Source organism: Acinetobacter sp. M5A5_2a, from assembly GCF_053345265.1.
On sequence record NZ_JBKEZV010000004.1, the window covers coordinates 165,417 to 189,721 of the forward strand.

Annotated in this window: 21 protein-coding genes; 10 read left to right on the plus strand and 11 right to left on the minus strand. The window is 39.5% G+C overall.

Annotated features, from left to right (window positions below; genetic code table 11):
- Positions 1-41: 41 nt before the first annotated feature.
- From ACLBWE_RS07565 to betI, 7 genes are all read right to left on the minus strand, one after another.
- Positions 42-1,376 carry a basic amino acid/polyamine antiporter gene (locus ACLBWE_RS07565; protein WP_016138985.1) on the minus strand — a complete coding sequence of 445 codons (1,335 nt, stop codon included), beginning with the start codon at positions 1,374-1,376 and terminating at the stop codon, positions 42-44.
- Between the two features lie 5 nt (positions 1,377-1,381).
- Positions 1,382-2,260, minus strand: a complete 879-nt coding sequence (locus tag ACLBWE_RS07570; RefSeq protein WP_447602063.1) for a homocysteine S-methyltransferase family protein — start codon at positions 2,258-2,260, stop codon at positions 1,382-1,384.
- Positions 2,261-2,476: 216 nt separating this feature from the next.
- Positions 2,477-2,947: a hypothetical protein gene (locus ACLBWE_RS07575; RefSeq protein WP_447602065.1), complete on the minus strand. Its 471-nt coding sequence runs from the start codon at positions 2,945-2,947 to the stop codon at positions 2,477-2,479.
- Between the two features lie 91 nt (positions 2,948-3,038).
- Positions 3,039-4,679 (minus strand): malate dehydrogenase (quinone), encoded by a 1,641-nt coding sequence (gene mqo, locus ACLBWE_RS07580; RefSeq protein WP_004641704.1) that lies wholly within the window; start codon positions 4,677-4,679, stop codon positions 3,039-3,041.
- Between the two features lie 507 nt (positions 4,680-5,186).
- Complete coding sequence (gene betA / locus ACLBWE_RS07585; protein ID WP_447602068.1) at positions 5,187-6,845, minus strand: choline dehydrogenase; 1,659 nt, start codon at positions 6,843-6,845, stop codon at positions 5,187-5,189.
- Positions 6,846-6,940: 95 nt separating this feature from the next.
- Entirely contained in the window at positions 6,941-8,413 is a 1,473-nt protein-coding gene (gene betB / locus ACLBWE_RS07590; protein WP_447602070.1) for a betaine-aldehyde dehydrogenase, read from the minus strand.
- Positions 8,406-9,029, minus strand: a complete 624-nt coding sequence (gene betI, locus ACLBWE_RS07595) for a transcriptional regulator BetI (protein ID WP_003653164.1) — start codon at positions 9,027-9,029, stop codon at positions 8,406-8,408. Before betI ends, betB begins: the two co-directional genes overlap by 8 nt.
- A 265-nt stretch (positions 9,030-9,294) precedes the next feature.
- On the opposite strand from betI, the gene ACLBWE_RS07600 reads away from it, so the two are divergent.
- From ACLBWE_RS07600 to ACLBWE_RS07615, 4 genes are all read left to right on the plus strand, one after another.
- Positions 9,295-10,917 carry a BCCT family transporter gene (locus ACLBWE_RS07600; RefSeq protein WP_447602072.1) on the plus strand — a complete coding sequence of 541 codons (1,623 nt, stop codon included), beginning with the start codon at positions 9,295-9,297 and terminating at the stop codon, positions 10,915-10,917.
- Positions 10,918-11,038: 121 nt separating this feature from the next.
- Positions 11,039-13,105, plus strand: coding sequence for a choline transporter (locus tag ACLBWE_RS07605; protein WP_005048485.1), 2,067 nt, complete (start codon positions 11,039-11,041; stop codon positions 13,103-13,105).
- A gap of 11 nt (positions 13,106-13,116) precedes the next feature.
- A complete protein-coding gene (locus ACLBWE_RS07610; RefSeq protein WP_003653161.1) occupies positions 13,117-13,731 on the plus strand; it encodes a MarC family protein in 615 nt (204 codons plus the stop codon).
- Positions 13,732-13,983: 252 nt separating this feature from the next.
- Positions 13,984-14,499 (plus strand): acyl-CoA thioesterase, encoded by a 516-nt coding sequence (locus ACLBWE_RS07615; protein WP_003653152.1) that lies wholly within the window; start codon positions 13,984-13,986, stop codon positions 14,497-14,499.
- 114 nt (positions 14,500-14,613) lie between these two features.
- On the opposite strand, the gene ACLBWE_RS07620 is transcribed toward ACLBWE_RS07615, so the two are convergent.
- Positions 14,614-14,814: a hypothetical protein gene (locus ACLBWE_RS07620; RefSeq protein ID WP_209734852.1), complete on the minus strand. Its 201-nt coding sequence runs from the start codon at positions 14,812-14,814 to the stop codon at positions 14,614-14,616.
- Between the two features lie 495 nt (positions 14,815-15,309).
- Between ACLBWE_RS07620 and ACLBWE_RS07625 the strand changes: the two genes are divergently transcribed.
- On the plus strand, positions 15,310-16,308 hold the full coding sequence (locus tag ACLBWE_RS07625) for a CobW family GTP-binding protein (protein ID WP_447602076.1): 999 nt from the start codon (positions 15,310-15,312) through the stop codon (positions 16,306-16,308).
- 44 nt (positions 16,309-16,352) lie between these two features.
- Here ACLBWE_RS07625 and dctA read toward each other — a convergent pair whose 3' ends face one another.
- Positions 16,353-17,615 (minus strand): C4-dicarboxylate transporter DctA, encoded by a 1,263-nt coding sequence (gene dctA, locus ACLBWE_RS07630; protein WP_127494071.1) that lies wholly within the window; start codon positions 17,613-17,615, stop codon positions 16,353-16,355.
- Between the two features lie 187 nt (positions 17,616-17,802).
- Here dctA and ACLBWE_RS07635 point away from each other — a divergent pair, with 187 nt between their 5' ends.
- The 5 genes from ACLBWE_RS07635 to pgaD all read left to right on the plus strand — a co-directional run bounded on the left by ACLBWE_RS07635 (position 17,803) and on the right by pgaD (position 22,775).
- A complete protein-coding gene (locus tag ACLBWE_RS07635; protein ID WP_127494073.1) occupies positions 17,803-18,333 on the plus strand; it encodes a YaeQ family protein in 531 nt (176 codons plus the stop codon).
- A gap of 86 nt (positions 18,334-18,419) precedes the next feature.
- Entirely contained in the window at positions 18,420-18,758 is a 339-nt protein-coding gene (locus ACLBWE_RS07640) for an FKBP-type peptidyl-prolyl cis-trans isomerase (protein ID WP_016138973.1), read from the plus strand.
- A 244-nt stretch (positions 18,759-19,002) separates the two neighbouring features.
- Positions 19,003-20,997: a poly-beta-1,6-N-acetyl-D-glucosamine N-deacetylase PgaB gene (pgaB, locus tag ACLBWE_RS07645; protein ID WP_045434670.1), complete on the plus strand. Its 1,995-nt coding sequence runs from the start codon at positions 19,003-19,005 to the stop codon at positions 20,995-20,997.
- A 13-nt stretch (positions 20,998-21,010) separates the two neighbouring features.
- Positions 21,011-22,267, plus strand: coding sequence for a poly-beta-1,6-N-acetyl-D-glucosamine synthase (gene pgaC, locus ACLBWE_RS07650; RefSeq protein ID WP_035364400.1), 1,257 nt, complete (start codon positions 21,011-21,013; stop codon positions 22,265-22,267).
- 88 nt (positions 22,268-22,355) lie between these two features.
- Complete coding sequence (gene pgaD / locus ACLBWE_RS07655; protein ID WP_005042345.1) at positions 22,356-22,775, plus strand: poly-beta-1,6-N-acetyl-D-glucosamine biosynthesis protein PgaD; 420 nt, start codon at positions 22,356-22,358, stop codon at positions 22,773-22,775.
- Between the two features lie 44 nt (positions 22,776-22,819).
- On the opposite strand, the gene ACLBWE_RS07660 is transcribed toward pgaD, so the two are convergent.
- Together ACLBWE_RS07660 and ACLBWE_RS07665 are read right to left on the minus strand one after the other, a co-directional pair.
- Positions 22,820-23,380, minus strand: a complete 561-nt coding sequence (locus tag ACLBWE_RS07660) for a TetR/AcrR family transcriptional regulator (RefSeq protein ID WP_447602080.1) — start codon at positions 23,378-23,380, stop codon at positions 22,820-22,822.
- A gap of 22 nt (positions 23,381-23,402) precedes the next feature.
- On the minus strand, positions 23,403-24,287 hold the full coding sequence (locus ACLBWE_RS07665; protein WP_447602082.1) for an alpha/beta hydrolase family protein: 885 nt from the start codon (positions 24,285-24,287) through the stop codon (positions 23,403-23,405).
- Between the last annotated feature and the right edge of the window lie 18 nt (positions 24,288-24,305).

Consider the following 24,305-nt stretch of genomic DNA (forward strand, 5'->3'; position numbering starts at 1 on the left):
AGACAACCACTGCTGAAATGGGTCAGCAGTGGTTGAAATAATTAATTTAGCTGATTTTGTTTGAGCGATTTTTTATGCTCAAAGTAGCTGATTGAAAAAATAACCAAGCCGACTAAATACAAGACCACAGACAGCAGCAATAAATCTAATCCTGCTGCATAGAGTAACCAGAGCGCATAAATTGAAGCGACACTGGCAATCGCAATATGTGGCGTGCGTTTGTGACGAATCGATTCTTTAAGATAAAAAGCAGACACCAGAAAATAAGGCAGTAAAATCATTACCGATGAAATCAATAAAAGCTGGGTGTAGTTTTTATTGAAAAAATACACGGCAATCAATGCGCCTTGCACGACAATGGTGGTGAGCCAAAGTGATGAAATGGGTACATTATTTTGATTATTCTTTAAAAATAATTTCGGGAATGCGCCATTTTTTGCAGCTAAATATGGAATTTCAGTTGCAAATAAAGTCCAGCTTAAATAAGACGAAGAAACTGAAATAATAAGGCCGATGGTAATAACGATAGTGCCCGGCAAACCGATGAGCTGCTGCAAAATGGTTGCCATTGATGGGTTATGCATACCAGCAAGCGCTTCACGACTCACCACGCCATAGGCCAATACTGTCACCATTACGTAGAAAGTTAATGCCAGTAACACACCCAAAATGGTCGCTTTACCAATGTCATAACGGTTTTTTGCACGCGATGATAAAACCACAGCACCTTCAATACCGGTAAATACCCAAAGGGTAATTAGCATTAGGTCTTTCACTTGCTGCCAAAGTGGGACTTTTAAAGAGAAGTCATTTAAGTTGAGTTTGAATAAATCAAACTTAAAGGCAATGAAGGTAAAGAAGATGAAAACCACCATTGGAATGATTTTGGCAATGGTCGCCAGTAAATTCACAATTGCCGCTTCTTTAATACCTCGACTCACCAACCAGTGTACAAGCCATACAAAAATGCTTGAGCCAATGAGTGAATAGAGCGTATTGCCTTCACCAAAAATAATATGGTCTTTGCTGTCGGTAAACATGCCGACACCTGAAAAGGCAATCACGACATAACCGACAATACCAATGGTAGTACATAACCAATAGCCCCAAGCGGAGCAAAACCCAATCAGGTCACCAAAACCTTCACGCGCATAGTTATAAATACCACCGTCTAGATCTGGTCGTTGGCGAGTTAAATGTAATAGCGTGAGTGCCAAGAAAATAATGCCGACCCCAGTAATGAGCCATGCAACAAGAAGGGCAGAGCCGTTGGCAACCTGAGCCATATTTTGGGGTAGGCTAAATACGCCTGACCCCACCATAGAACTAAAGACCAGCGCTGTAAGAGACAACAATCCAATTTTGGCAGCAGACATGGTATTTATTCTTTAAAAAATTGAGAGAGTTCAGCAATGTGTTCTGGACCAATACCACAGCAACCGCCCACTAAACTTGCACCTGCTTGCTGCCACTGCTTGGCAAAACCAAGATAAGCAGGAGCATCAAGGTCTTTACGAACTTCATCAAGTCCATCGTTGGCAGTTGCGCTGCTATCTTGAGGCGGGAAAGCATTGGCATAGGCACCAATTTGTACAGACTCTGGAATAAGTCCTTTAATTTCATTAATGGCTTGCAAGATTACTTCAGGCTGGCAGCAGTTAAACAAAACCGCTTTTGCATTTGACTGTTTTATAAAATCAGCCACTTGTTGCATGTTTTCGCCTGAGCGGAGTAAGGCTTGTTCTTGTTTAATTTCGTCTTGCAGGGTAAACGATACCCAATAGTCCTTACCATCTTTTGGTAATAAGGCATGAACCGTTTCGACTTCTTTTAAGCACGATTGAGTTTCTGCTAACCAGAAATCCACCTCTGGTGCCAATGTATTAATGATGGGTTCAGCAAGGTCTTTAGCCTGCTCAGTTTGAAATAGATCTGCACGGTAAGAACCAAATAAAGGCGGTAAGCAGCCTGCAATTTTGACATTTTTGCCGCTTTCTTTAACTGCATTTTTTGCTTGTTCGATGGCAACTTTAATTAAACGAACACCATCAGTTTCAAAGCGTTCTTGCCCGATGTGAAAGGGTACGACAGCGTAGTTATTAGTGGTAATCACTTCTGAACCAGCGTTAATAAAATCGAGGTGTACTTCTTTTACTGTTTCCGGCGCTTCAATGAGTGCGAGCGCAGACCACTCTGGTTGACGAAATGGAGCGCCACGACGGGCCAATTCACGGCCTAAACCGCCATCTAAAATTTTCATAAATTACAACATAAAGGGAGAAAAAATATTTAGGTAATCTAGCGTGTAGATGGGGTGTATTCAATCGCTAATATGCTCGATATATTTCTAAATAAATTAGATTGTTATGAATATTTTTTCTTAAAAGGAATTCTGTATATGATGTTCAGTTTTACTGATGAACTTCATGTGAAAAAGAAGACTTATTTATATACAGCTATAGACTAAAAAACAAGCTTAAAGTGCGCCATATTGTTGCCAACTTTCTCCAGTGTGCTGAGTTTTATAATAGGCCTTAAGTTGCTCAAGTTGACTGAAATGTATGCCAGACCAAATCAATAAGCTGATTAATATTAAAGCTTTATATAGGCTTCGAATTTTTTTTAAGTGAGTGAACGCCAATGACACAAAAAACAAAGCAGGTAAGAATATAAAGAATTGAATAGGAGAGAAAAATAAATGAGTGATACTGAAGTAGACTGAGACAGCACTGATTAGCAGATTTAAAATTGAAAACAGTTTTTGATATTTGCCGAGCTTAAATGCATAAGCATTGATGGCGAGTAAAACGGCTGAGCTTACATAAATCGCTGTACCGCCAATCATCCACATATAAAAACCGCTTACCAACAGATAAGCCAGTAGCACAACAAGCACGAGCTTAAAACAAAATGAAAAGAGGCGGGATGATGAGTTTAAAGGCGTCATAGCTAATCTAAATATCTCAACTGAGGTCTTAAAAAACAAAAGGACGAATCGAAATTCATCCTTTTGGAATTTTACTTATACATCATCAAACTTAGTTTGCTTTTGCAACAGGGGCAGCAGCAGTTTCATCGTTTGCCGCTTTGAACGGAGATGTATAGTTCAAGCCAAGTGTAGAACTTGTGTACTGACGAACTTTGTCGAGTAATACAGGATCTTTGCTTAGGTCTTGTTTATAAGAAACAACAATTTCATGAAGCTTCTGATTCCATTTACCTTCAGTTTGCTCAGGGAAAGCTTTTTCAAGCAAGTTAAGCATGATGTATGGAGAAGTTGAAGCACCCGGAGACGCACCTAACAATGCAGTTACAGCACCATCTTTAGACGCAAAGATTTCTGTACCGAATTGAAGTGTTGCTGGTTTACCCGGTTCTTTTTTGATGATCTGAACACGTTGACCACCTTGGCTTAAACGCCAGTCTTCAGCTTTCGCATCTGGGTAGTACTTACGAAGTTCATTTAGACGGTCTTCATCTGACATCATCACTTGGCTAACCAAGTATTTAACAAGATCAAGATTTTCCAAACCAACAGTGGTCATTGGTAAAACGTTGTTTTTGTTGGTTGATGCAAGTAAATCAAGCTGAGAACCGTTTTTCAGGAACTTGTTTGAATACGTAGCAAATGGTCCAAACAATACATATTTTTTACCGTCGATATAACGCGTATCAATATGTGGCACAGACATTGGAGGCGCACCAAGTTCAGCACGGCCATAAACTTTTGCTGTGTGTTCTGCAGTAATTTTTGGGTTGTCAGTAATTAAGAACTCACCACCGACAGGGAAGCCAGCATATTGTTTCGCTTCTGGTAAACCAGTAAGTTGCAATAATTTAACTGCTGCACCACCTGCACCAATAAATACAAAACGCGTTTTAACGTGATCTACTTTACCAGTTTTCAAATTTTTGAAAGACACAGTCCAAGTTTTGTCATCATTTTGGCTGATGCCAGTCACTTCGGTTGAAGTCTGTAATTTGAAATTAGGGTTTTGGTCTAAACGATTCACTAATTGTTTAGTGATAGAACCATAGTTTACGTCAGAGCCAACATCCATACGGGTCGCTGCAACTTTTTGACTAGGGTCACGATCGTTCATTACTAAAGGTGCCCATTGTTTAATAACAGCTGGGTCTTCAGTAAATTTCATACCTTTGAACAACGGGCTTTGAATCATTGCAGCATAACGTTTTTCTAAGAATTGAACGTTATCGCCCCAAACGAAAGCAATGTGCGGAACAGGGTTAATGAATGATTTAGGTTCAGCTAAAACGCCTTGTTTTACCTGATATGACCAAAACTGTTTAGCAACTTCAAATTGAGAAGCAACTTTTTCAGCTTTGACAATTTCCATCTTACCGTTTTTCTCTTCGGTATAGTTCATTTCCATAAAGCCAGAGTGGCCTGTTCCGGCATTGTTAAAGCCGTTTGAACTTTCTTGAGCAACTTGGTCAAGACGTTCATACATACGAATTTGCCAGTTTGGTTCAAGCTCAGTGAAATAAGTACCGAGAGTGGCACTCATGATGCCGCCGCCAACAAGAACAGCATCAACAACTGGCTCATCTTTTGCAGTTTGAACTTGCTTTGACGTCGTCGGTCTAAACAAGAAAACGATACCTGCAATTAAAATAAGAATGATTAATACCAGAAGGTATTTCAAAAACTTTTTCATGTAAGGGGGACCTTAAAATAAGTTATTTGAGTCACTTAAGGTGTGAGGAAACCTAGACAGCGTATCCAGACAAAATGGATATAAATGCGAAGTAAATTCTCAAAATCAGAGAACTTATAAAAAAATAAAATTACTTGGGATTATCGCAAACACTCTATATTTTAGACTAATTTTGCATTGACAAGACAATTTTTATAATAAATGGGGTTCATCAAAATCATAAATATGATTTATATTTGATCAAACTAAGCTTTAATAAGATAATTTTCAATTATTTTTTTAATTTAACTATTTGAAAAATAATTAATAAAATTTATATGATTAAAGTTAAATCATTTGAAGAATATACGTATATAAACATAGATTATTTTTTGTTTCATGCCATATATATGTAAAACAGCTTTTTTGAATAGTTTATTTTCTGTCATACATCGTTCTTATTAATGATTGGATTATAAATATTAAATTAAGGGTATATTTCTGCATAAGAAATATACCCTTATGATTTTATGAGGCTACATAGAATGGTGCAGTTGAACGTGGTAATGCTTCACGTCCACGAATTTGGTCTGCAATTTTCTCGGCAATCATAATGGTGGTTGCATTTAAGTTACCGGTAATAATAAGCGGCATGATCGAGGCATCAACCACACGTAAGCTTTGCATACCATGGACTCGGCCTTGACCATCCACGACAGCCATTTCATCTTCACCCATCTTACAGCTACAAGACGGATGATAAGCCGTTTCTGCATGGTTACGAACAAAGTCGTCAAGCTCTGCATCTGTCTGTAAATGTTTGCCCGGACTAATTTCATCACCACGATATGGATCAAGAGCAGGTTGCTGCATGATTTCTCGGGTGATACGAATCGCATCACGGAACTCACGCCAGTCTTGTTCACTCGACATATAGTTGAACAAGATACTTGGATGCTCAAACGGATCTTTTGATTTAAGTCTAATACGGCCACGTGAAGGTGAGCGCATTGAACCAACGTGTGCCTGAAAACCATGCTCTTTCACGGCATTACTACCATTGTAGTTAATAGCAACTGGCAAGAAATGGTACTGAATGTTTGGCCATTTGAACTCATCTGAACTACGGATAAATCCGCCTGCTTCAAACTGGTTACTTGCGCCAATACCTGTACCGTTAAATAACCACTCTGCACCAATCGCAGGTTGGTTATACCATTTCAGGGCAGGGTATAAAGAAACAGGCTGCTTACATTTATATTGTAGGTACATTTCCAAGTGGTCTTGCAGGTTTTCACCTACACCCGGCAAATCATGAACGACATCAATGTCCATTGATTTTAAGAAAGTACTTTCACCCACACCAGAGCGCTGTAAAATTTGTGGAGAAGCAATTGCACCTGCACACAGTAAGACTTCGCGTTTAACTAAGGCGCGTTGCAAGTTGTTTTGATCAGCCCCGATAATATATTCAACACCCACGGCTTGTTTTTGGTTAAACAAGATTTTATTGGTGGTTGCATGAGTCAAAATGGTGAGGTTAGGACGGCCTTTTGCCATATCCAGATAACCACGTGCGGTACTTGAACGGCGACCTTTAGGCGTTACCGTGCGGTCCATTGGGCCGAAGCCTTCTTGCTGGTAACCATTTAAGTCATCGGTACGCGGGTAACCTGCTTGTACGCCAGCTTCAACCATGGCATGAAACAAGACATTATTGCCATTTTTAGGTGTAGCAACTGACACAGGGCCATTGCCACCATGGTAGTCATTTTCACCAATATCACGGGTTTCGGCTTTTCTGTAGTATGGCAAACAATCGGCATAAGACCAGTTTTCAAGGCCTTTATGGGTTGCCCATTGTTCTAAATCCATTGCATTACCGCGGATATAGCACATACCATTAATTAAAGATGAGCCACCTAAACCTTTACCACGACCACATTCCATACGACGGTTGTTCATGTGCGGTTCAGGGTCGGTTAAATAAGCCCAGTTATAGCGACGACCTTGAAGAGGGTAGGCTAAAGCTGCCGGCATTTGTGTACGAAAATCCAAACGATAATCTGGTCCACCAGCTTCTAATAATAAAACGGTGGTATCTTTGTCTTCAGTAAGACGTGCAGCAAGTACATTTCCGGCAGATCCTGCGCCAATGATAATGTAATCATATTCTTTAATATTCATAACTATCCTTTTTTTACTAACAGTTTGCCTGAGCAATCTATAAAGATTGCTCTGCATATGTGGTTTAGGTTGAAATGTTTAAGGCAATTGATGCATTAAAAAATGCTTTGATAATCGCCAAGTTCAACTTGAATAGATTTGATACGGGTATAGTGTCCCAGCGTGGTTAGGCCATTTTCACGGCCTACACCAGATTGTTTGTAGCCACCCACTGGCATCTCTGCAGGCGACTCGCCCCACGTGTTAATCCAGCAAATACCAGCTTCAATTTGGTGAATAATGCGATGAGCGCGGCTAATATCTTGAGTGACAACGCCAGCAGCTAAACCAAAGGTTGTATCGTTAGCACGACGAATCACTTCTTCTTCGGTCTCATAGCTTAAAATGCTCATGACTGGTCCAAAAATTTCTTCTTGAACAATTGCCATCTGGTCATTGCAGTCGCTAAATACCGTCGGTAGTACATAAGCGCCTTTAGCAAGGTCACCTTCTGTTGCACGTCCACCACCAATTAAGACTTTAGCGCCTTGTTGTTTACCTGACTCAATGAAAGACAGAACTTTTTCCATATGAGGGAAGCTGGTGAGTGGCCCGAAGTTGGTTTCTTCAGCCATTGGGTCACCAATGCGAATACGTTTTACACGTTCTACAACGGCTTTTTCAAAATCGGCTAAAAGAGATTTTGGAACAAATACACGCGTACCGTTGGTACAAACTTGGCCTGAACTAAAGAAGTTTGCCATGACAGCAATATCTGCTGCGCGATTAAGGTTGGCATCTTCACAAATAATCAGTGGAGACTTACCACCAAGTTCCATCGTCACTTCTTTTAGCGTAGAACCAGCAGCGCTTGCCATGACTTTTTTGCCAGTTTCAACACCACCAGTGAATGAGATTTTTTCAATCACAGGATGTTCAGTTAACCACTGACCAATTTCACGGCCTGGCCCTTGAACTACGTTGAATACGCCGTCTGGTAAGCCAGCTTCTGTATAGATTTCTGCAAGTTTGAATGCAGTAAGAGGGGTGGTTTCACTAGGTTTGAAAATCATGGCATTGCCGGCAGCAAGGGCAGGGGCAGATTTCCATAAAGCGATTTGAATTGGATAGTTCCAGGCACCAATACCTGCAACCACGCCTAAAGGTTCACGGCGTGTATAAAAGAAACTTGATTCGCGAAGCGGAACTTGTTCACCCTGAATGGCAGTTGCAAGTCCTGCATAATATTCTAGTACATCTGCACCAGTCACAATGTCGACGGTAGATGTTTCGCTGTAGGCTTTACCAGTGTCTAGCGTTTCAAGACGGGCAAGTTCATCATTACGGTCACGTAAAATGTCGACTGCGCGACGTAAAATACGAGAGCGTTCCATGGCAGTCATGGCAGCCCAGATTTTTTGTCCTTGTTGTGCGCTTTGTACAGCAGCTTCAATATCTTGTTCAGATGCTTGCTGAAGAGTTGCGATCGTTTCGCCGTTGGCAGGGTTAATACTATTAAATGTTTTACCACTGGTTGCTTTAACGTAGCGTCCATGGATATACAGTTGTTGAACTTGTACATCACTCATTTTGTCTCTCCTGCAAAGGCTTGTTCGCAAATTGAACTTGCGTTTGTACATAATCGTAAGCAATGGAACGAGCAAGATTGCTGTCAAATTCGTTATGACGGCTTAAACTGCCTCGTAACCATAATCCATCAATCAATGCTGCCAACCCTCTAGCGGCAACACTGGCCTGTTGTTCATTCATTAACTTGAGAAAATAAAATTTCAAGTTGGAGTACAGACGTTGATCATTAATCTTTTGCAAGCGGCTTAAGTCTGGTACATGCATACTTGCAGACCAAAAGTCTAACCAGACCCGCATTGCTTTTTCATTTACCTGACTAATGTCAAAGTTAGAGTCGATAATCGCCTTAATCTGGCTCTCTGGATGCGAATCTGCTTCTGCTCTGTACTGTTCGGTTTTATGACGCAGAACATTCAGCATTTCTTGCATACAGGTATTGATCAACCCTTGTTTGTCGCCAAAATAATGGCTGACAATGCCGGTCGACAGCTCGGCTTTTTTTGCAATTTGTGCAATGGTGGTATTGGATAACCCCACTTCATAAATTACGTCGAGTGCAGCGTTCATAATTTCTTCACGTCGCACGTGCTCTGGTTTTACTCTGCGTTTTGTCATGTTTTTCCACATCAGCACTTTTAGTGGTGCTTTAAATTCAGCATGTTAACTTGCAGAGCATCATAGCACTTTTTTTATCATACTTGTTATTGATTGAACGTTCAATCAATAACAAGTATGATATGTAAAAATCAATGAATTTTTGAAGATTACCTCTAGGAATAAAGAGGTACAATCAAAGATTCTTAAGGATAGGATGATGCGCATAAGTACATTACTTATCACGTTATTTTGAGAAAATACACCGATTGCAAGGAGCAATAAGATGGTGTTGAAAAGTGATAGATATTCTTCAGACCATATTCGGTTAAATCGTTTTGTATTTTGGAGTTCGGCCATCAGTATTGGCATTTTTGGCCTACTTTTTGTGCTGTTTCCAGAAAAAAGTCAGTTTTGGTTGACCTATATACAAGAGCAAGTAAATCACTTTTTCGGGTGGTATTACATGCTGGTGATTGTGCTTTGTCTAGGTTTTGTGGCTTGGCTCGCTTTTTCAAAAGTAGGGCAGATTCCCCTAGGAAAAGACGACGACAAACCTGAGTTTAGTTATTTGGCATGGACTTCAATGTTGTTCTCGGCCGGCATTGGGATTGCGTTACTTTATTATGGCGTTGCCGAACCTGTTGATCACTTCTTGAGGCCACCAGAAGGTGAGGCTGGAACCATTCAAGCTGCACGAAATGCCATGACCTATAGCTTTTTGCATTGGGGAATTCATGGCTGGGTACTCTATGCATTGCTTGGAGTCACTCTAGGTTACTTCGCTTTTAGACAAGACCTGCCCTTAGCATTACGTTCAGCGCTTTATCCAATTTTTGGAGAGCGTGTTCATGGCTTGGTGGGAGATTTTGTTGATGGTTTTGGAATTTTAGCAACGGTTATTTCCTTGGTCACCAATTTAGGAATTGGTGCTTTGGTACTCGTATCTGGTATTTGTTATTTACTGCCGCAAATTCCTGATAACTCTGTGACCTTAATTGCTGCTGTTCTCATCATGATGTTTGTTGCCACGATTACGACAGTGGTCGGCATTGAAAAAGGTCTGGCATGGTTATCTCGTATTAATTTACGTCTACTGTATGCCTTACTTTTATTTGTATTTTTAACAGGTCCTACAAATCATTTATTAAATGGTCTTGTGCAAAATACGGGTGATTATCTAAGCAATTTTATTGGTAAAAGCTTTGATATGTATTTATACAACCAGAAGGCAAGTGGCTGGTTAGGTTCGTGGACAGTATTTTATTGGGCATGGTGGATTGCTTGGGCACCTTTTGTAGGCATGTTTATTGCCCGTATTTCAAAAGGACGTACGATTCGGGAAGTTATTCTGGGTGTATGCCTGATTCCATTAGGCTTTACGCTGGCTTGGATCTCGGTTTTTGGAAATACGGCAATTTACTTTATCTTGAACCAAAAACAGAAAGTTTTGGGTGATATGGTCTTAACTGATCCAGCATTATCTTTATTTAAGCTACTCGAATATCTGCCATTTAATCCTTATGTTGCTGGCATTGTTGTTGTAATTTGTTTCGTTTTATTTTTGACACCAGTTGGCTCTGGTACACTAATGATCGCTAATTTGTCCTCAAAAGGGGGCACCAATGATAGTGATTCACCGATCTGGTTACGCGTCTTTTGGTCTGTGGTAATTACCATTGTAAGTATTGGCTTGTTACTAGCCGGTAGTTTTAACTCCATGCAAAGTGCTGTGGTGTTATGTGGTTTACCATTTTCAGTCATTATTTTGCTTTATATGTTTGGCTTAGCCAAAGCGCTAAAGCAAGATGATTTTGACCCTCAATTAGTGAAAAAGCAGTTAGCTGTTTCAAAAGACATTTCGGTCCCATCGAACTGTGACCAGAATAAAGTGACTGAGGTTTTATAACCTCAACCGATCACATCTATATATTATTTTTTGCGTTTAAAGTCGTCTTTTCATTGTTTTAAATAAGAGTGAAAAGACGAAATTAAATATTTTGTTTTTATTTTTATTCCTTGAGGATTGTATGGCAACAGATAATCCAAGAGCAGTTGATGATTTAACATTATCTAAATCTAAAAAAGACCCGCTCAACCGTGTGGTTTTTTATTTTTCAGCTGTACTTATTCTAATTTTTTCTCTCGTCACGTTTTTGTTCAACGATTTTTCAAACCGAATCATGAACACCGTACTTCAGTGGGTAACTTCAACCTTTGGTTGGTATTACCTGCTTGCCGCAACACTATATATGGCGTTTGTGATTTTTATTGCCTGTTCAAGATATGGCAATATTAAGCTAGGACCTAAGCATTCAAAACCTGAGTTTAGTTTACTGAGTTGGTCTGCCATGCTGTTTTCGGCCGGTATCGGTATCGATTTAATGTTCTTCTCGGTCGCTGAGCCTTTATCTCATTATATGCAACCACCAGTAGGTGCAGCTCAGACTTATGAAGCTGCACGTCAAAGTATGGTCTGGACATTGTTCCACTATGGTTTAACTGGTTGGTGTATGTATGCCTTGATTGGCATGTCATTGGGATATTTTAGCTATCGTTATAATCTGCCGCTTACCATACGCTCTGCGCTCTACCCAATTTTTGGTCAAAGAATTAATGGTGTAATCGGGCATAGTGTTGATACGGCTGCCGTTATCGGGACAATTTTTGGTATTGCAACGACCTGCGGGATTGGGGTGGTACAGCTAAATTATGGACTACATGTGTTATTGGGGCTGCCAGAGAATATCTGGATGCAGTTTGCCCTGATTGCCATCGCAGTTGGTATTAGTATTATTTCGGTGACATCAGGCGTGAATAAAGGCCTGCGGATTTTATCTGAAATCAATATTTATGTTTCGATTGGCCTTTTACTGTTTATCTTGTTCTTGGGAAATACTGAGTTTTTACTCAATGCCCTTGTTCAAAATGTTGGTGATTACTTAAGTCGTTTCCCGTCTTTGGCCTTACAAAGTTTTGCGTTTGAACAGCCTAAAGAGTGGATGAGTAGCTGGACCTTGTTCTTCTGGGCATGGTGGATTGCGTGGTCTCCATTTGTAGGACTTTTTCTGGCGCGTATCTCAAGAGGGCGTACCATTCGTGAGTTTGTGTCTGGTACTTTAATTATCCCGCTTTTATTTACGATCACGTGGTTATCTATTTTCGGTAATAGTGCGTTGCACAGCGTTATTTTTGAAGGGAACCAAACCTTAGCTGCCACTGTGTTGGCGAATCCAGCTCATGGTTTTTATGATTTGTTAGCACAATATCCGGGCTTTACGTTTATTGCTTCAATTGCCACCGTAACAGGGCTTTTGTTCTATGTGACTTCTGCCGATTCGGGAGCGCTGGTTCTAGGGAACTTCACCACCAAGTTAACGCATATTGATAATGATGCTCCGCGTTGGTTGAGTGTGTTCTGGGCAATTGCGATTGGTTTGCTCACACTGGCAATGCTGATGACCAACGGGATTACAGCTTTGCAAAATGCAACCATCATTATGGGATTGCCTTTTAGTTTTGTGATGTTCCTTGTTATGGCCGGACTTTATAAGTCCTTAAGGCTTGAAGATTATAGGCAGGCCAGCCGTAGCATGAATGCAGCTCCAGTGGTTGGTAACGTTGATATTTTGAATTGGAAACAGCGTTTAACTCGAGTGATGCATCATCCGGGAACCACTGAAACTCTGCGCATGTTGGATACAGTTTGTCGACCGGCTGTTCAGGCCGTTGCTGATGAACTTATTAAGCAGGGAATGAATGTGGATGTGCAGCAAACGCTACTCGAAGATGAAGATACGCTTTACCATCTGGACTTCACAATTCATTTGGAAGAAGAACAAAACTTCGTTTACCAGATCTGGCCCGTACGCTATAGCGCACCGAATTTCAGTCAACGTGTGAAACGCGGTAAACAGTTCTATTACCGACTAGAAACGTATCTTTATGATGGTTCTCAAGATAACGACCTCGTTGGTTACGGTAAGGAACAGGTTATTAATGACATTTTAGATAAATATGAAAGACATATGACGTTCTTACATATTAATCGTATTAGCCCAGGGAACCGACCTTTGTTCCCAGATCCACAAGCTTAAGAGGACAATGCATGGCTTCTCCTTATCTACATTCTTTTGCTTTATTTTTCTCTTTGCTCAATCCATTTTTAATGAGCATTTATATGATTGGCCTAATCCGCCATTCAGAAACAAAGGTGTTTAATAAAGCACTGATTCAGGGAAGCTTGATTGCTTTTGTTGTGTTCATGCTATTTGCATGGGGCGGCGAAACAATTTTTAGTAAATATCTGAATGTACGTTTTGAAGCCTTCCAGATTTTTGGAGGCCTTATCTTTTTGGTCATTGGCTATCGCTATGTTTTTCAGGGTGCCGATACGATTGGTGAAATGCGAGGAGCGCCAGAACATCTGGCTGGCACCATTGCAATGCCATTTATGATTGGTCCGGGAACTATTAGTGCCGCTGTGGTTACAGGCATTGAAATGTCAATTGGTGAGGCAGCCTTAGTGATTGCCTTCACCTTATTTTTAACCTGTAGTATTTTGATTTTGATGAAATTTTCACATGATCATTTACGCTATAAACATGCCAAGCATATCGACCGCTATTTTGACATTGTGGGACGTTTATCTGCTTTATTAATCGGAACGATCGCCATTGATATGATTATTAATGGTGTGACAGGCGTTATTACTAAAGTATAGCGAGTGATCTGTAAGACCCTGCTATGCCATTAAGCGTGGAATAAAATGGCATAGCATGTTCTATAAAACTTTAAAATAAATGATGTAGCTATAAAAAATAACTTTAAAAATAATGCTTTAAAAAATTAGATTTTAAAAAACAATCAGAGATATTAAAAAATACAATGCCATGTTGTGGATTTAATCATGTTTTTTTTGTGAATTATCAACCATAATGTTGACTGAGCTTGTTTTAAGACACAGAGTTGAGCTATGCCTACATTAGATGAAATAACCACAGCAACTGATGATCAGTCTGAATTGACGATGTCAGTTTTGATGACGCCTGATATGGCAAATTTTTCAGGTAATGTTCATGGTGGTACGATTCTAAAACTACTAGACCAAGTCGCTTACGCTTGTGCGAGTCGTTATTCGGGTGGCTACGTGGTGACGTTATCTGTAGATAAGGTGAATTTTAAAGAACCTATTTATGTGGGGGAGCTGGTAACCTTCTTGGCAAGTGTTAACCATGTAGGCCGTACCTCAATGGAAGTGGGAATACGCGTTGAAGCCCAAAATATCCAGAAGCGTACAGTGCGCCATACCAATAGCTGTTATTTCACCATGGTTGCTGTTGATGAACAGAGCAAGCCATGTGAAGTGCCTCAATTAAATCTAAATACTGAGTGGAAACGTTGCCGCTTTGAAGCAGCCGAGCACCGTAAGGTTTTACGTCTACAAGAAAATCACAACCCATCTTGTAGTATGTATAAAAAATCTTCTTAAAAAAAAGGATCGAACCGCAGCATGGTTCGATCCTTTTCTTCTTTACTGAAATTCAGCATCCATTTTTCATTTCAGTAAAATTATCTCTGAGCTTGGAGGAGAGTGCTGAGAGAATTAACGAGCTGCAGGAGCAGCTTCAGAAGCAGAACCTACAGCATCAGATGCAGCATTTGCTGTGTTTGCTTGTTCTTGAGTTGAAACAACAACTTTCTCTTCACCAGCAGTGCTGTGTGCTTGTTCATGTTTAGAAGCAGCGAAAGTTGAAGCAGCAGTTAAAGCTAAAGTTGTTGCAAGTAGAGTCTTAGCTAATTTCATTTTATGGCATCCTTAAATTCATTAAAAAAGTAAATCAAACCTAATCGTTCATACCTACATGAAACGTGTATGGCTGAATGACTAAGCTAGGACACATGCTAAGCCGAGGTTTGGATTACATCAATTAACTTAACAATCTATTACGCCTATCTTAACAATATGAAATATACGGGCCGTTTATGTGCGGAATCTGTAAAATTAAAGGGCTTAATTACACCTTAAAATGTGTAAAAATATTTCTTCTTGAATGAAAAAAAACCAATTGTGTTACGTAAACCTAACACTCTGGCATGAATTGTGAATGCATATAAATAGAATATTCCGTTTGAGTTGTAATTATTAAAAGTTAATTTAGATTTTAAATGAGATGTAAGTCTCATTATTGGTTTGTTAAGTAAAAATTAAAAAATCATCAGCCAACTTTAAAAATCATTTACATGACAAAAAAGAGTGATATACCTAAAATGTTTTAGACCGTTCCAATTTGAGTGACTCGTGAAATTTATTGCCCAAAAAACTGTTCCTACCCATATTATTTCTGGTTTTTTAGGGGCGGGGAAAACCACGTTATTGCAGCATTTATTAAGTCAGAAGCCTAAAGATGAGGTCTGGGCTGTATTAATGAATGAGTTTGGGCAGATTGGAGTAGATCAACAACTCTTACCTCAAGATGAAGGATATGCAGTCAAAGAATTATTAGGTGGTTGCTTATGTTGTAGCAGTCAATTGCCTATGCATATTGCTTTAGCCCGTCTATTGAGTGAACAAAAGCCAGACCGACTATTTATTGAACCGACTGGTCTTGGGCACCCTTCGCAGTTATTTGATCAACTGACAGAGCCACATTGGCAAAGTAGTTTAGCTATGCGAGCATTAATTACTGTTGTAGATGGTAGCCGTTTACATGATACAAACTGGGTCAAGCAAAACCTTTATGAAGATCAGTTAAAAGCTGCTCAGATTGTTGTAGTCTCACATACTGATGTAATGACTTTTGAAGATGATCAGGCACTTGAGTTATTAAAAGAAGAATATCAGCCTTATCAACAAGAGTGGATTAAAACTGAACATGGTCAGTTAGCGTTAAATAAAATTGATGTGGTTGCTCGTTTAACCGAACGCTCTATTCAACCTTTACTTAAACTTCAAAAACAAATGACTGAAACTGAGGTCGTTAAAGAAATTCAGCAGTTACCTTATCATTATGTCGAGTCGGCACAAGGTTATATTGTCGCGGGTTGGAAATTGCCTAAACGCTGGAAGTTTGAGTTTTATGCTTTGCTCGATGTGTTATGTGCACAAAAAGATTGGCTACGAATTAAGGGAATTTTTAATACGGATCAAGGTTGGAAAACCTTTAACTTTAATCCGCAGCAATTTAATTATAAGTCTGGCGAAGAGGGCATTGATAACCGGATTGAAATGATTAGCCAACATGAACACGATTGGTTGGCATTTGAAACTGATTTATTGAATTGCCGAATTGAAGATTAGAGAACATTGAGAAAAAGATGATTCAATGTTCTCTAGAACGAATTTTAAGGTTTAGTATTTAGCACGGCTTTAGCTTGAGCATGGTCAATATCTTTTTCCCAATGCGCAATGACTACGGCCGCAACACAGTTACCAATCAAGTTGGTGCAGGCACGAATAATGCCAATGAACCAGTCGACTGAAAGTAGAAGTACTAGACCAATCGCAGGGAGGCTTGGAATCACTGAAAGTGTTGCTGCAAGAATAACTAAAGCCGAACCGGGAATACCGTGTGCACCTTTAGAAGTAATCAGTGAAACCAGCAAGATAGCCAATAGGTCGTGCGTAGATAAATCAATATTGCAGGCTTGCGCAATAAAAATTACCCCTAAAGTTAAGTAAATTGAAAACCCATCTAAGTTAAAAGAATAACCCGTAGGGATGACGAGACCGACGGTTGAATCCTTGATTCCCAGATTTCTGAGTTTTTTCATAATTTGGGGTAAAACAGAGTCAGAAGATGCTGTACCTAAAACAATCGCTAACTCATCTTTAAAATAAGCTACAAATTTGAAGATGTTGAGACCGGCAAGTTTTAAAATTGAACCTAAAACAACCACAACAAATAAAATGCACGTTGCATAAAACAGTAAAACCAAATAGCCCAATTGTAAGAGTGAGTCTAAACCAAACTTGGCAGTGGTATAGGCCACTGAACCAAAAACACCAATAGGCGCTAAACGAATAATCAGCCCCATAATTTTAAAGAAGACTTCAGAAAAAGCTTCAAGGGCCTGACGTACCAGCTCTGCCAAATGTTTAGGAATTAAAAGTAGTGCTACACCAAATAAAATAGCGATTAATAAAACTTGTAAAATATCGCCGTTTGCAAAAGCAGCAGTGAATGTTTTCGGAATAATATTAAGTAGAAATTCCGAACCTGTGTGCATTTCATGAGCACGTTCGGTATAGGTGCTTAAATCTTTTGCATCTAAATGGCTGATATCGATGTTCATGCCAACACCAGGTTTAAATACATAGGCCACAATAATGCCTAAAACTAAAGCAATACTGGTGACCACTTCAAAATAGAGAATAGTTTTTGCACCGACTTTGCCCATTTTTTTGATGTCGTTTGCACCATAAATACCGAGTACAACCACACAAAACACAATTGGTGCAATCAGCATCTTAATTAAAGAAATAAAACCATCGCCCAAGGGCTTTAAAGATAAGGAGAAATCATGAAAACCAGCTCCAACTGCAACACCAAGGAAGAGAGCACAAAGAACCTGTAAAAATAAACTACGCTTGAGCTTTTGCCACATAAGTCATCAATTTTAGGAAGAGGAGAATATCTCTTTTAAGCAAAAAGCCAGCCAACTCTAAAATAAGTGGAGCGTTTTGGAAGAATATGCAAATTTCACCATCGCGATGTTTTGCATTACTCAGTTTTTTTATAATTTTTAGCTAAAATCGAGTATCCTTAGCGCCAAATTTTGGAACATATTAATCATGGCGCTTAAAGCAACAATTTATAAGGCAGACTTGAATATTGCCAATATGGATGACCATATTTATGGTGATTACCAGTTGACGCTTGCCTTGCATCCTTCGGAAACTTTAGAACGTTTAATGGTTCGTTTAATGGCCTTTGCTCGTTTTGCAAGTGATGAGCTTGAGTTTACAAAAGACCTTTTTGAAACTGACGAGCCAGCGTTATGGCAAAAAGATTTAACGGGTCAATTAGAAACATGGATTGAAGTGGGCTTACCTTCAGAAGATAAAGTTAAAAAAGCGAGTGCACGCTGTAAAAAAGTTGCGATTGTTGTGTATGGCACACAAGTCGAAGAGTGGTGGAAGAGAAATAGCAAAATTAAAACGTTAAGTAACGTTCAGGTTTGGCAAATCGCACCTGCAAGCACAGCTGAGCTAGAACAACTCTGTGAACGTACCATGCAGCTACAGTTAAATGTGATGGATACAGAGTGGACTCTTTTAGGTGAAAAGGGTCAGGCAAATGTTGTGTGGACGCAGTTACAGTAAAATAGAAAAGCGCAACAAATTCTACAGATTCAATTGGTACACTAAGCACCAGTTGCTATTTAAAGATTCTGTTTAAGGGGTAAACCATGTCAAATGAATTAGAAATTATCGATTTAAAAGTAGGTGAAGGTAAAGAAGCTGTTAAAGGTGCTTTGATTACGACTCACTATACAGGTTGGTTAGAAGACGGTACAAAATTTGACTCTTCAATTGATCGCGGTAATTATTTTGAATGCGTGATTGGAACAGGCCGTGTCATTAAAGGCTGGGACCAAGGCATTATGGGAATGAAGGTTGGTGGTAAACGTAAATTAATCGTGCCTTCTCATTTAGCTTATGGTGAGCGTAAAATGGGTAAGATTATTCCAGCTAATTCTAATTTAATTTTTGAAATTGAATTGTTTGATGTCAAAACTCGTGACTAGCGAAAAACTTAAAGCCCTTTAGGGGGCTTTCTTGTTTATATGAGCTTTAAATATAAATACATTCATAATTTATATTTTAGCTTTTTGAATATTTAAGCTTATTTTCAGATTATTTGATTATAAATGCTGACTGAAAAACTGTTCATTTGTGGGCAGTGTGATATTAAGACCAAATTTCAGAAAGTTTGCGTCTTAACATCAACTTTCACATAAATAATCTATATTGTTATTGAGACGCTATTTCATGATTATCCGCTTTGCATCTCCTTTGTTGAATCTTACGCTTGGATTGGCCCTTACTGGCATGTCTGGTATGGCATTGGCTAAACCACAAAAAATTGATGCTTCAACACTTACGGTCATTGGCTATCATGAAATTACTGATACAAAAAATGCAATGATTCCTGAGTATGCGGTTACTACTCAACAATTTACTCAGCACGTTGAATGGTTGCAAAAGAATGGTTTCCATTTTATTACCGTTGATCAATTAATTCGTGCGCATCAAGGCAAATATCAACTGCCGACTAAGCCAGTATTATTGACCGTAGATGATGGTTATCAGTCTTTTTATCAAAATGCATATCCTGTTATTAAAGCAAAAAAGATTCCGGTTGTTTTGGCTGTAGTCGGTTCATGGTTAGAACCAAAAGCTGGTCAAAAAGTTGACTTCTCTGGCGAAGAAATCTCTCGCGATAAGATCTTAAGCTGGAATGAGCTTAAAGAGATGCAAGACAGCGGTTTAGTCGAAATCGCTAATCATAGCTATCATTTGCATCGTGGTATTACAGGAAACCCACAAGGCAACTCTGAACCTGCTGCGACCACACGTTTTTATGATGTTAAAACTCAAACATATGAGAACGATGCACAATATCAGGCACGAATCTATAACGACCTGAAAAAGAATAATGACTTATTAAAAGCGCATGGCTTACGTTCACCACGTATTATGGTATGGCCATATGGTCGCTATAATATGCAGACTGTTCAAATTGCAAAAAAATTAGGCATGCCAGTGACCATTACGCTTGATGATGGGGCGGACCATGCAAAACAATCTCTACAAAATATGAGCCGTATTTTGGTAGAAGGCGGAATGACAACTGATGATTTGGCTCAAGAAATTAAAAACCGTGAATTAAATTTAACGGATAATAATCGTCCGCAAAAAATCATGCATATTGATCTGGACTATATTTATGACCCAGACCCGAAACAACAAGAGCGTAATTTAGGACACTTGTTAGATCGAATTAATGGCATGGGTGTAAATACAGTTTATTTACAGGCATTTTCAGATCCGGATGCGAATGGTTCTGCTGATATGGTTTATTTCCCAAACCGTCATATTCCAATGCGTGCAGACTTGTTTAACCGTGTTGCATGGCAAATTCAAACGCGCACATCTGTAAGCCGTATTTATGCATGGATGCCGTTATTGGCGTGGGAACTACCAAAAACTGATCCTGTTTCTAAGGACTTGGTGGTGACTCAGCAGGAAAAAGCAGGTGAACACCTTAATATGGGGTATATCCGTTTAAGCCCGTTCTCAGCCGATGCACGTCAAACGATTCGTGAAATTTATCAGGATTTGGCAAAATCAACGCCATTTAATGGCCTCTTGTTCCATGATGACGTGACATTATCTGATTATGAAGATGCAAGCCCTGATGCTTTAAAAGCTTATGCGAAGCAAGGTTTGCCAACAGATTTAGCAAAAATCCGTGAAAACGATCAAGACTTGCAAAAGTGGACTGCATATAAGACAAAATATCTAGATGATTTTGCGATGCAACTCGTTGATGACGTGCGACAATATGAACCGTTCTTGGTGACTGCACGCAATTTATATGCTCAAGTTGCTTTAAAACCATATGCGGAAAATTGGTACTCTCAATCTCTTGAAGAGTCATTAAAACGTTATGATTTTACAGCTATTATGGCAATGCCTTATATGGAACAGGTCGATAATGCTGATCAATTCTATAAAGATATGGTTGATCGGGTAAAACAATACCCGAATGGCATCAAGAAAACCGTTTTTGAATTACAGGCAACCGACTGGCGTAAAAACGAAAAGGTACCTTCAACTGAAATGGCAGCAACAATTCATTCTCTTTATCAGCAAGGTGTAATGCATGTGGGATATTACCCTGATGACCCAATTAAAGATCATCCGGATGTTGACGTAATGCATAAAGCATTTGCTGAAAAATCATCTCGTCTTGTGCCGTAGTCGAGGCTGAAACATGACAATCTTTGCTGCAATATGGTCGCATGCCTTAAAATTCGTTTTTTATTACCCATTATTCATGTCGTATTTATGGATGATGGGCGCGATCATTTTCTATTGGAGAGAACGTCAGGCTCCGCCTTACGATCAACCAGCGCCATTAGAAAGTTATCCAAAAGTCGCTGTATTAGTTCCTTGTTTTAATGAAGGGGATAATGCAGAAGAAACCATTAGCCATGCTTTAAAACTGGACTATCCTCACTTTGAAGTCATCGCGATTAATGATGGTAGCTCAGACAATACCGGCGAAGTACTCGACCGTTTAGCAGAACAACATGAAAAACTTCGTGTTGTTCATTTGGCTCAAAACCAAGGTAAAGCCATGGGGTTGCAAGCCGGAAGCTTAATGACCGATGCCGAGTTTTTAATTGGTATTGATGGTGATGCTTTACTTGATCCACATGCAGCAAAGTGGATGATTCGTCATTTTCTTGAAAATCCGACTGTTGCAGCGGTGACAGGAAACCCACGTATCCGTACTCGCTCAACTTTATTAGGGCGTATTCAGGTCGGTGAGTTTTCTTCGATTGTAGGCATGATTAAACGTGCACAACGTACCTTTGGTCGTTTGTTTACCGTATCAGGCGTGATTACCGCTTTTCGTAAAAGTGCCGTTCACCAAGTCGACTATTGGTCACCAAATATGTTGACTGAAGATATCGATATTACTTGGAAGTTACAGCGTGCAGGTTGGGATATTGAGTTTGAACCGAATGCCTTGGTTTGGATTTTAATGCCTGAAACCTTAAATGGGTTGTGGAAACAACGTTTACGTTGGGCAATGGGTGGCGCACAAGTATTAATTAAAAATATTGATGTGTTCACCAAGCCAAAATTGAATTTTTTATGGCCTTTAATGTTTGAGCTTTGCTTAACATTAGTTTGGTCATATTTAATGCTAGCGATGGCTGTATTGTGGTTGGCACATTTTATTTTACCAGTACCAGCACTAGCCGTTGTGAGCTCTCCATTTTTACCGTATGGTAGCGGTATTTTATTGGGGGCAACTTGTCTAATTCAGTTTGCTTTAAGCAAATGGATGGATAGTCGTTATGAACCAAACCTAGGAAAAAATTATTTCTGGATGATTTGGTACCCGCTAGTCTTTTGGTTAATTACGATTTCGGCAACCATTGTGGCATTTCCAAAAGTCTTACGACGTGGAGATGAGAAACGAGCACGTTGGGTGAGCCCGGATCGGGGCATTCGTTAGATGAAATGCAAGAGTCATGAGATTTTAAAGATCGTGCTGTATTGATGTCTGGGGAAAAACCACAGCACTCCGTTAGGTAAAGAGAGAAATGAAGACAGATTCGTTGATTATTGATTTACGCCGTCAATTACCATGGCATAAACGCTATGCTTCTACAACAAGCACAGCCATGATGTGGGCGGTTTGGTTGTTGTTGTGGCGTCCGTTCGTGTTTGTATGGCTATTGGTTGAACTACAAAAAACTCATTTGGTACACCGCTTATTTAGTGCCTTTGGTTTAGGAATTGAACATGGCCTTACAGCATTAATTGCTTGTGCAATTTGTTTATTGTTGTGGAGCCATGTGCTACCTGAGCGTCGTGTCGGTGGTAGTGCGCTTAAAATGAAACAGACTGATGATTATGCACGCTATTTTGATTTACCTGAACATGAAATTGAACAGGGACGTAGCCAAAAAATTACAGTCGTTCACCACGATGAACTAGGTAAAATCGTTAGAGTTGAATAAGCCTTATTAATCAAATAAAGCCCACTTGAAGTGGGCTTTATTTTTTATGAACAGAGACATCCAAGAATACGTTGTTTGACTTGATTGATATAAAACTCATCATGGGTGACACGGTACATCAAGATCGCACCTTCATAATCAGCAATACTTTGTTTTGCTAAAATCTCTGCTTTATCTTCGGTCATGCACTTTGCAAAAATGGACTGGATTGAAAGTTGCCAGTCCTCAAAAATGCTGCGTATTTTGGCTAAAATTTCAGGTGAGCCATATGCTGCTTCCATAGAAATAATACCTATTAAGCAACCATTCACTCCTTGTGTAAAAAAATGAATAGCACGCTCATGCATTTGCTCAAAACGTTCAATTGCAGAGAGTTCAGAATTTACCGTATTTCCAAATAAAGAATGAATCAAATACTGATGAGTGCTATTGAGCACTTCAAGCAATAGTGCTTCCTTGTTTGGATAATAATAATAAAAAGAAGCTTTGGTTAGACCGCAAGCCTTTGCCAGCATGTCCATACTGGTGCCTGCGTAACCATAGGTTTTAAACTGCAAAGCACAGTGCTTGAGCAATTCTTCTTTCGCAAGTTTTTGCGGTCTCATCTTAAATTATCCAAAACATAAATCAGGCTTGTACCAAATCATCAAAAGTAGTACGGATTTTACTCCAGATCTGTTCGGCACCTTTTTTAAAGTAGCCCATGTGCCCAATTGTTTTCATAGAAACATCTTGAGGTTGAAGGCTGATGTATGTGACGGGAGCTTGTCGATAATGCTGCATAAATGCGCGACAAGAAGTGGGTAAAGCCCAATCATCATCAAGTGCCGATACTGCATAAATTGGTGTTTTGACAGAAGCATATTGTTCAATTAAATATTGCTGTTCGGGGTCAGCAAAAAAATACTTAGGATTTTTACACCACTTGCGCCACTGTTTATAAACATTTAGAGGTAGGTCAGAACCCATATTAAATTTGCTCCAAGGCAAATAACCTGTCACAGCAACGATAGGTGGAAACACAATATTCCAGACCACTTGAACTTTAAAACGTTCTTTAAGCGGCATATAGCCATGCCAGCCAGCCCCAGTGCCAAATGTGTAGCAGGCCAATAATTTATCATGATTAGGTAGTAACCCTAGCGCATGGCCACCATAGGAATGACCAACCATTAAAAGGGGTAGGGGTTCTTGTGATAAATATTCAATAGCACCTGCTAAGTCATATTGTCCCCAGTCTAAATAAGACATATCAAATCCTTTTAAAGATTTGGGACTCGATTTCCCCACACCTCGATAATCGAAGGTGAATACTTGATAACCATATTGCGTTATATATTCAGCAAAGCGACGGTAAAATTCATGTGGTACGCCAGTAGCTCCAGCAACGACAATATTGGCTTTAGCTGGTGTCGTCGTAAAGTAACGTGTGCCCTTGAGTTGATAGCCATCTAAAGCTGAAAATTGTACATTTTGGCTAAGCTGTTCGTTTGTTTGAGTTGCTAATTTCATTGCTTTTCTCTTTATTTT

Excerpts from the sequence above, each read along its gene's own strand:
- ACLBWE_RS07565 (WP_016138985.1), bottom strand. The coding sequence starts at position 1,376 with ATGTCTGCTGCCAAAATTGGATTGTTGTCTCTTACAGCGCTGGTCTTT.
- ACLBWE_RS07570 (WP_447602063.1), bottom strand. The coding sequence starts at position 2,260 with ATGAAAATTTTAGATGGCGGTTTAGGCCGTGAATTGGCCCGTCGTGGC.
- ACLBWE_RS07575 (WP_447602065.1), bottom strand. The coding sequence starts at position 2,947 with ATGACGCCTTTAAACTCATCATCCCGCCTCTTTTCATTTTGTTTTAAG.
- mqo (WP_004641704.1), bottom strand. The coding sequence starts at position 4,679 with ATGAAAAAGTTTTTGAAATACCTTCTGGTATTAATCATTCTTATTTTA.
- betA (WP_447602068.1), bottom strand. The coding sequence starts at position 6,845 with ATGAATATTAAAGAATATGATTACATTATCATTGGCGCAGGATCTGCC.
- betB (WP_447602070.1), bottom strand. The coding sequence starts at position 8,413 with ATGAGTGATGTACAAGTTCAACAACTGTATATCCATGGACGCTACGTT.
- betI (WP_003653164.1), bottom strand. The coding sequence starts at position 9,029 with ATGACAAAACGCAGAGTAAAACCAGAGCACGTGCGACGTGAAGAAATT.
- ACLBWE_RS07600 (WP_447602072.1), top strand. The coding sequence starts at position 9,295 with ATGGTGTTGAAAAGTGATAGATATTCTTCAGACCATATTCGGTTAAAT.
- ACLBWE_RS07605 (WP_005048485.1), top strand. The coding sequence starts at position 11,039 with ATGGCAACAGATAATCCAAGAGCAGTTGATGATTTAACATTATCTAAA.
- ACLBWE_RS07610 (WP_003653161.1), top strand. The coding sequence starts at position 13,117 with ATGGCTTCTCCTTATCTACATTCTTTTGCTTTATTTTTCTCTTTGCTC.
- ACLBWE_RS07615 (WP_003653152.1), top strand. The coding sequence starts at position 13,984 with ATGCCTACATTAGATGAAATAACCACAGCAACTGATGATCAGTCTGAA.
- ACLBWE_RS07620 (WP_209734852.1), bottom strand. The coding sequence starts at position 14,814 with ATGAAATTAGCTAAGACTCTACTTGCAACAACTTTAGCTTTAACTGCT.
- dctA (WP_127494071.1), bottom strand. The coding sequence starts at position 17,615 with ATGTGGCAAAAGCTCAAGCGTAGTTTATTTTTACAGGTTCTTTGTGCT.
- ACLBWE_RS07635 (WP_127494073.1), top strand. The coding sequence starts at position 17,803 with ATGGCGCTTAAAGCAACAATTTATAAGGCAGACTTGAATATTGCCAAT.
- ACLBWE_RS07640 (WP_016138973.1), top strand. The coding sequence starts at position 18,420 with ATGTCAAATGAATTAGAAATTATCGATTTAAAAGTAGGTGAAGGTAAA.
- pgaB (WP_045434670.1), top strand. The coding sequence starts at position 19,003 with ATGATTATCCGCTTTGCATCTCCTTTGTTGAATCTTACGCTTGGATTG.
- pgaC (WP_035364400.1), top strand. The coding sequence starts at position 21,011 with ATGACAATCTTTGCTGCAATATGGTCGCATGCCTTAAAATTCGTTTTT.
- pgaD (WP_005042345.1), top strand. The coding sequence starts at position 22,356 with ATGAAGACAGATTCGTTGATTATTGATTTACGCCGTCAATTACCATGG.
- ACLBWE_RS07660 (WP_447602080.1), bottom strand. The coding sequence starts at position 23,380 with ATGAGACCGCAAAAACTTGCGAAAGAAGAATTGCTCAAGCACTGTGCT.
- ACLBWE_RS07665 (WP_447602082.1), bottom strand. The coding sequence starts at position 24,287 with ATGAAATTAGCAACTCAAACAAACGAACAGCTTAGCCAAAATGTACAA.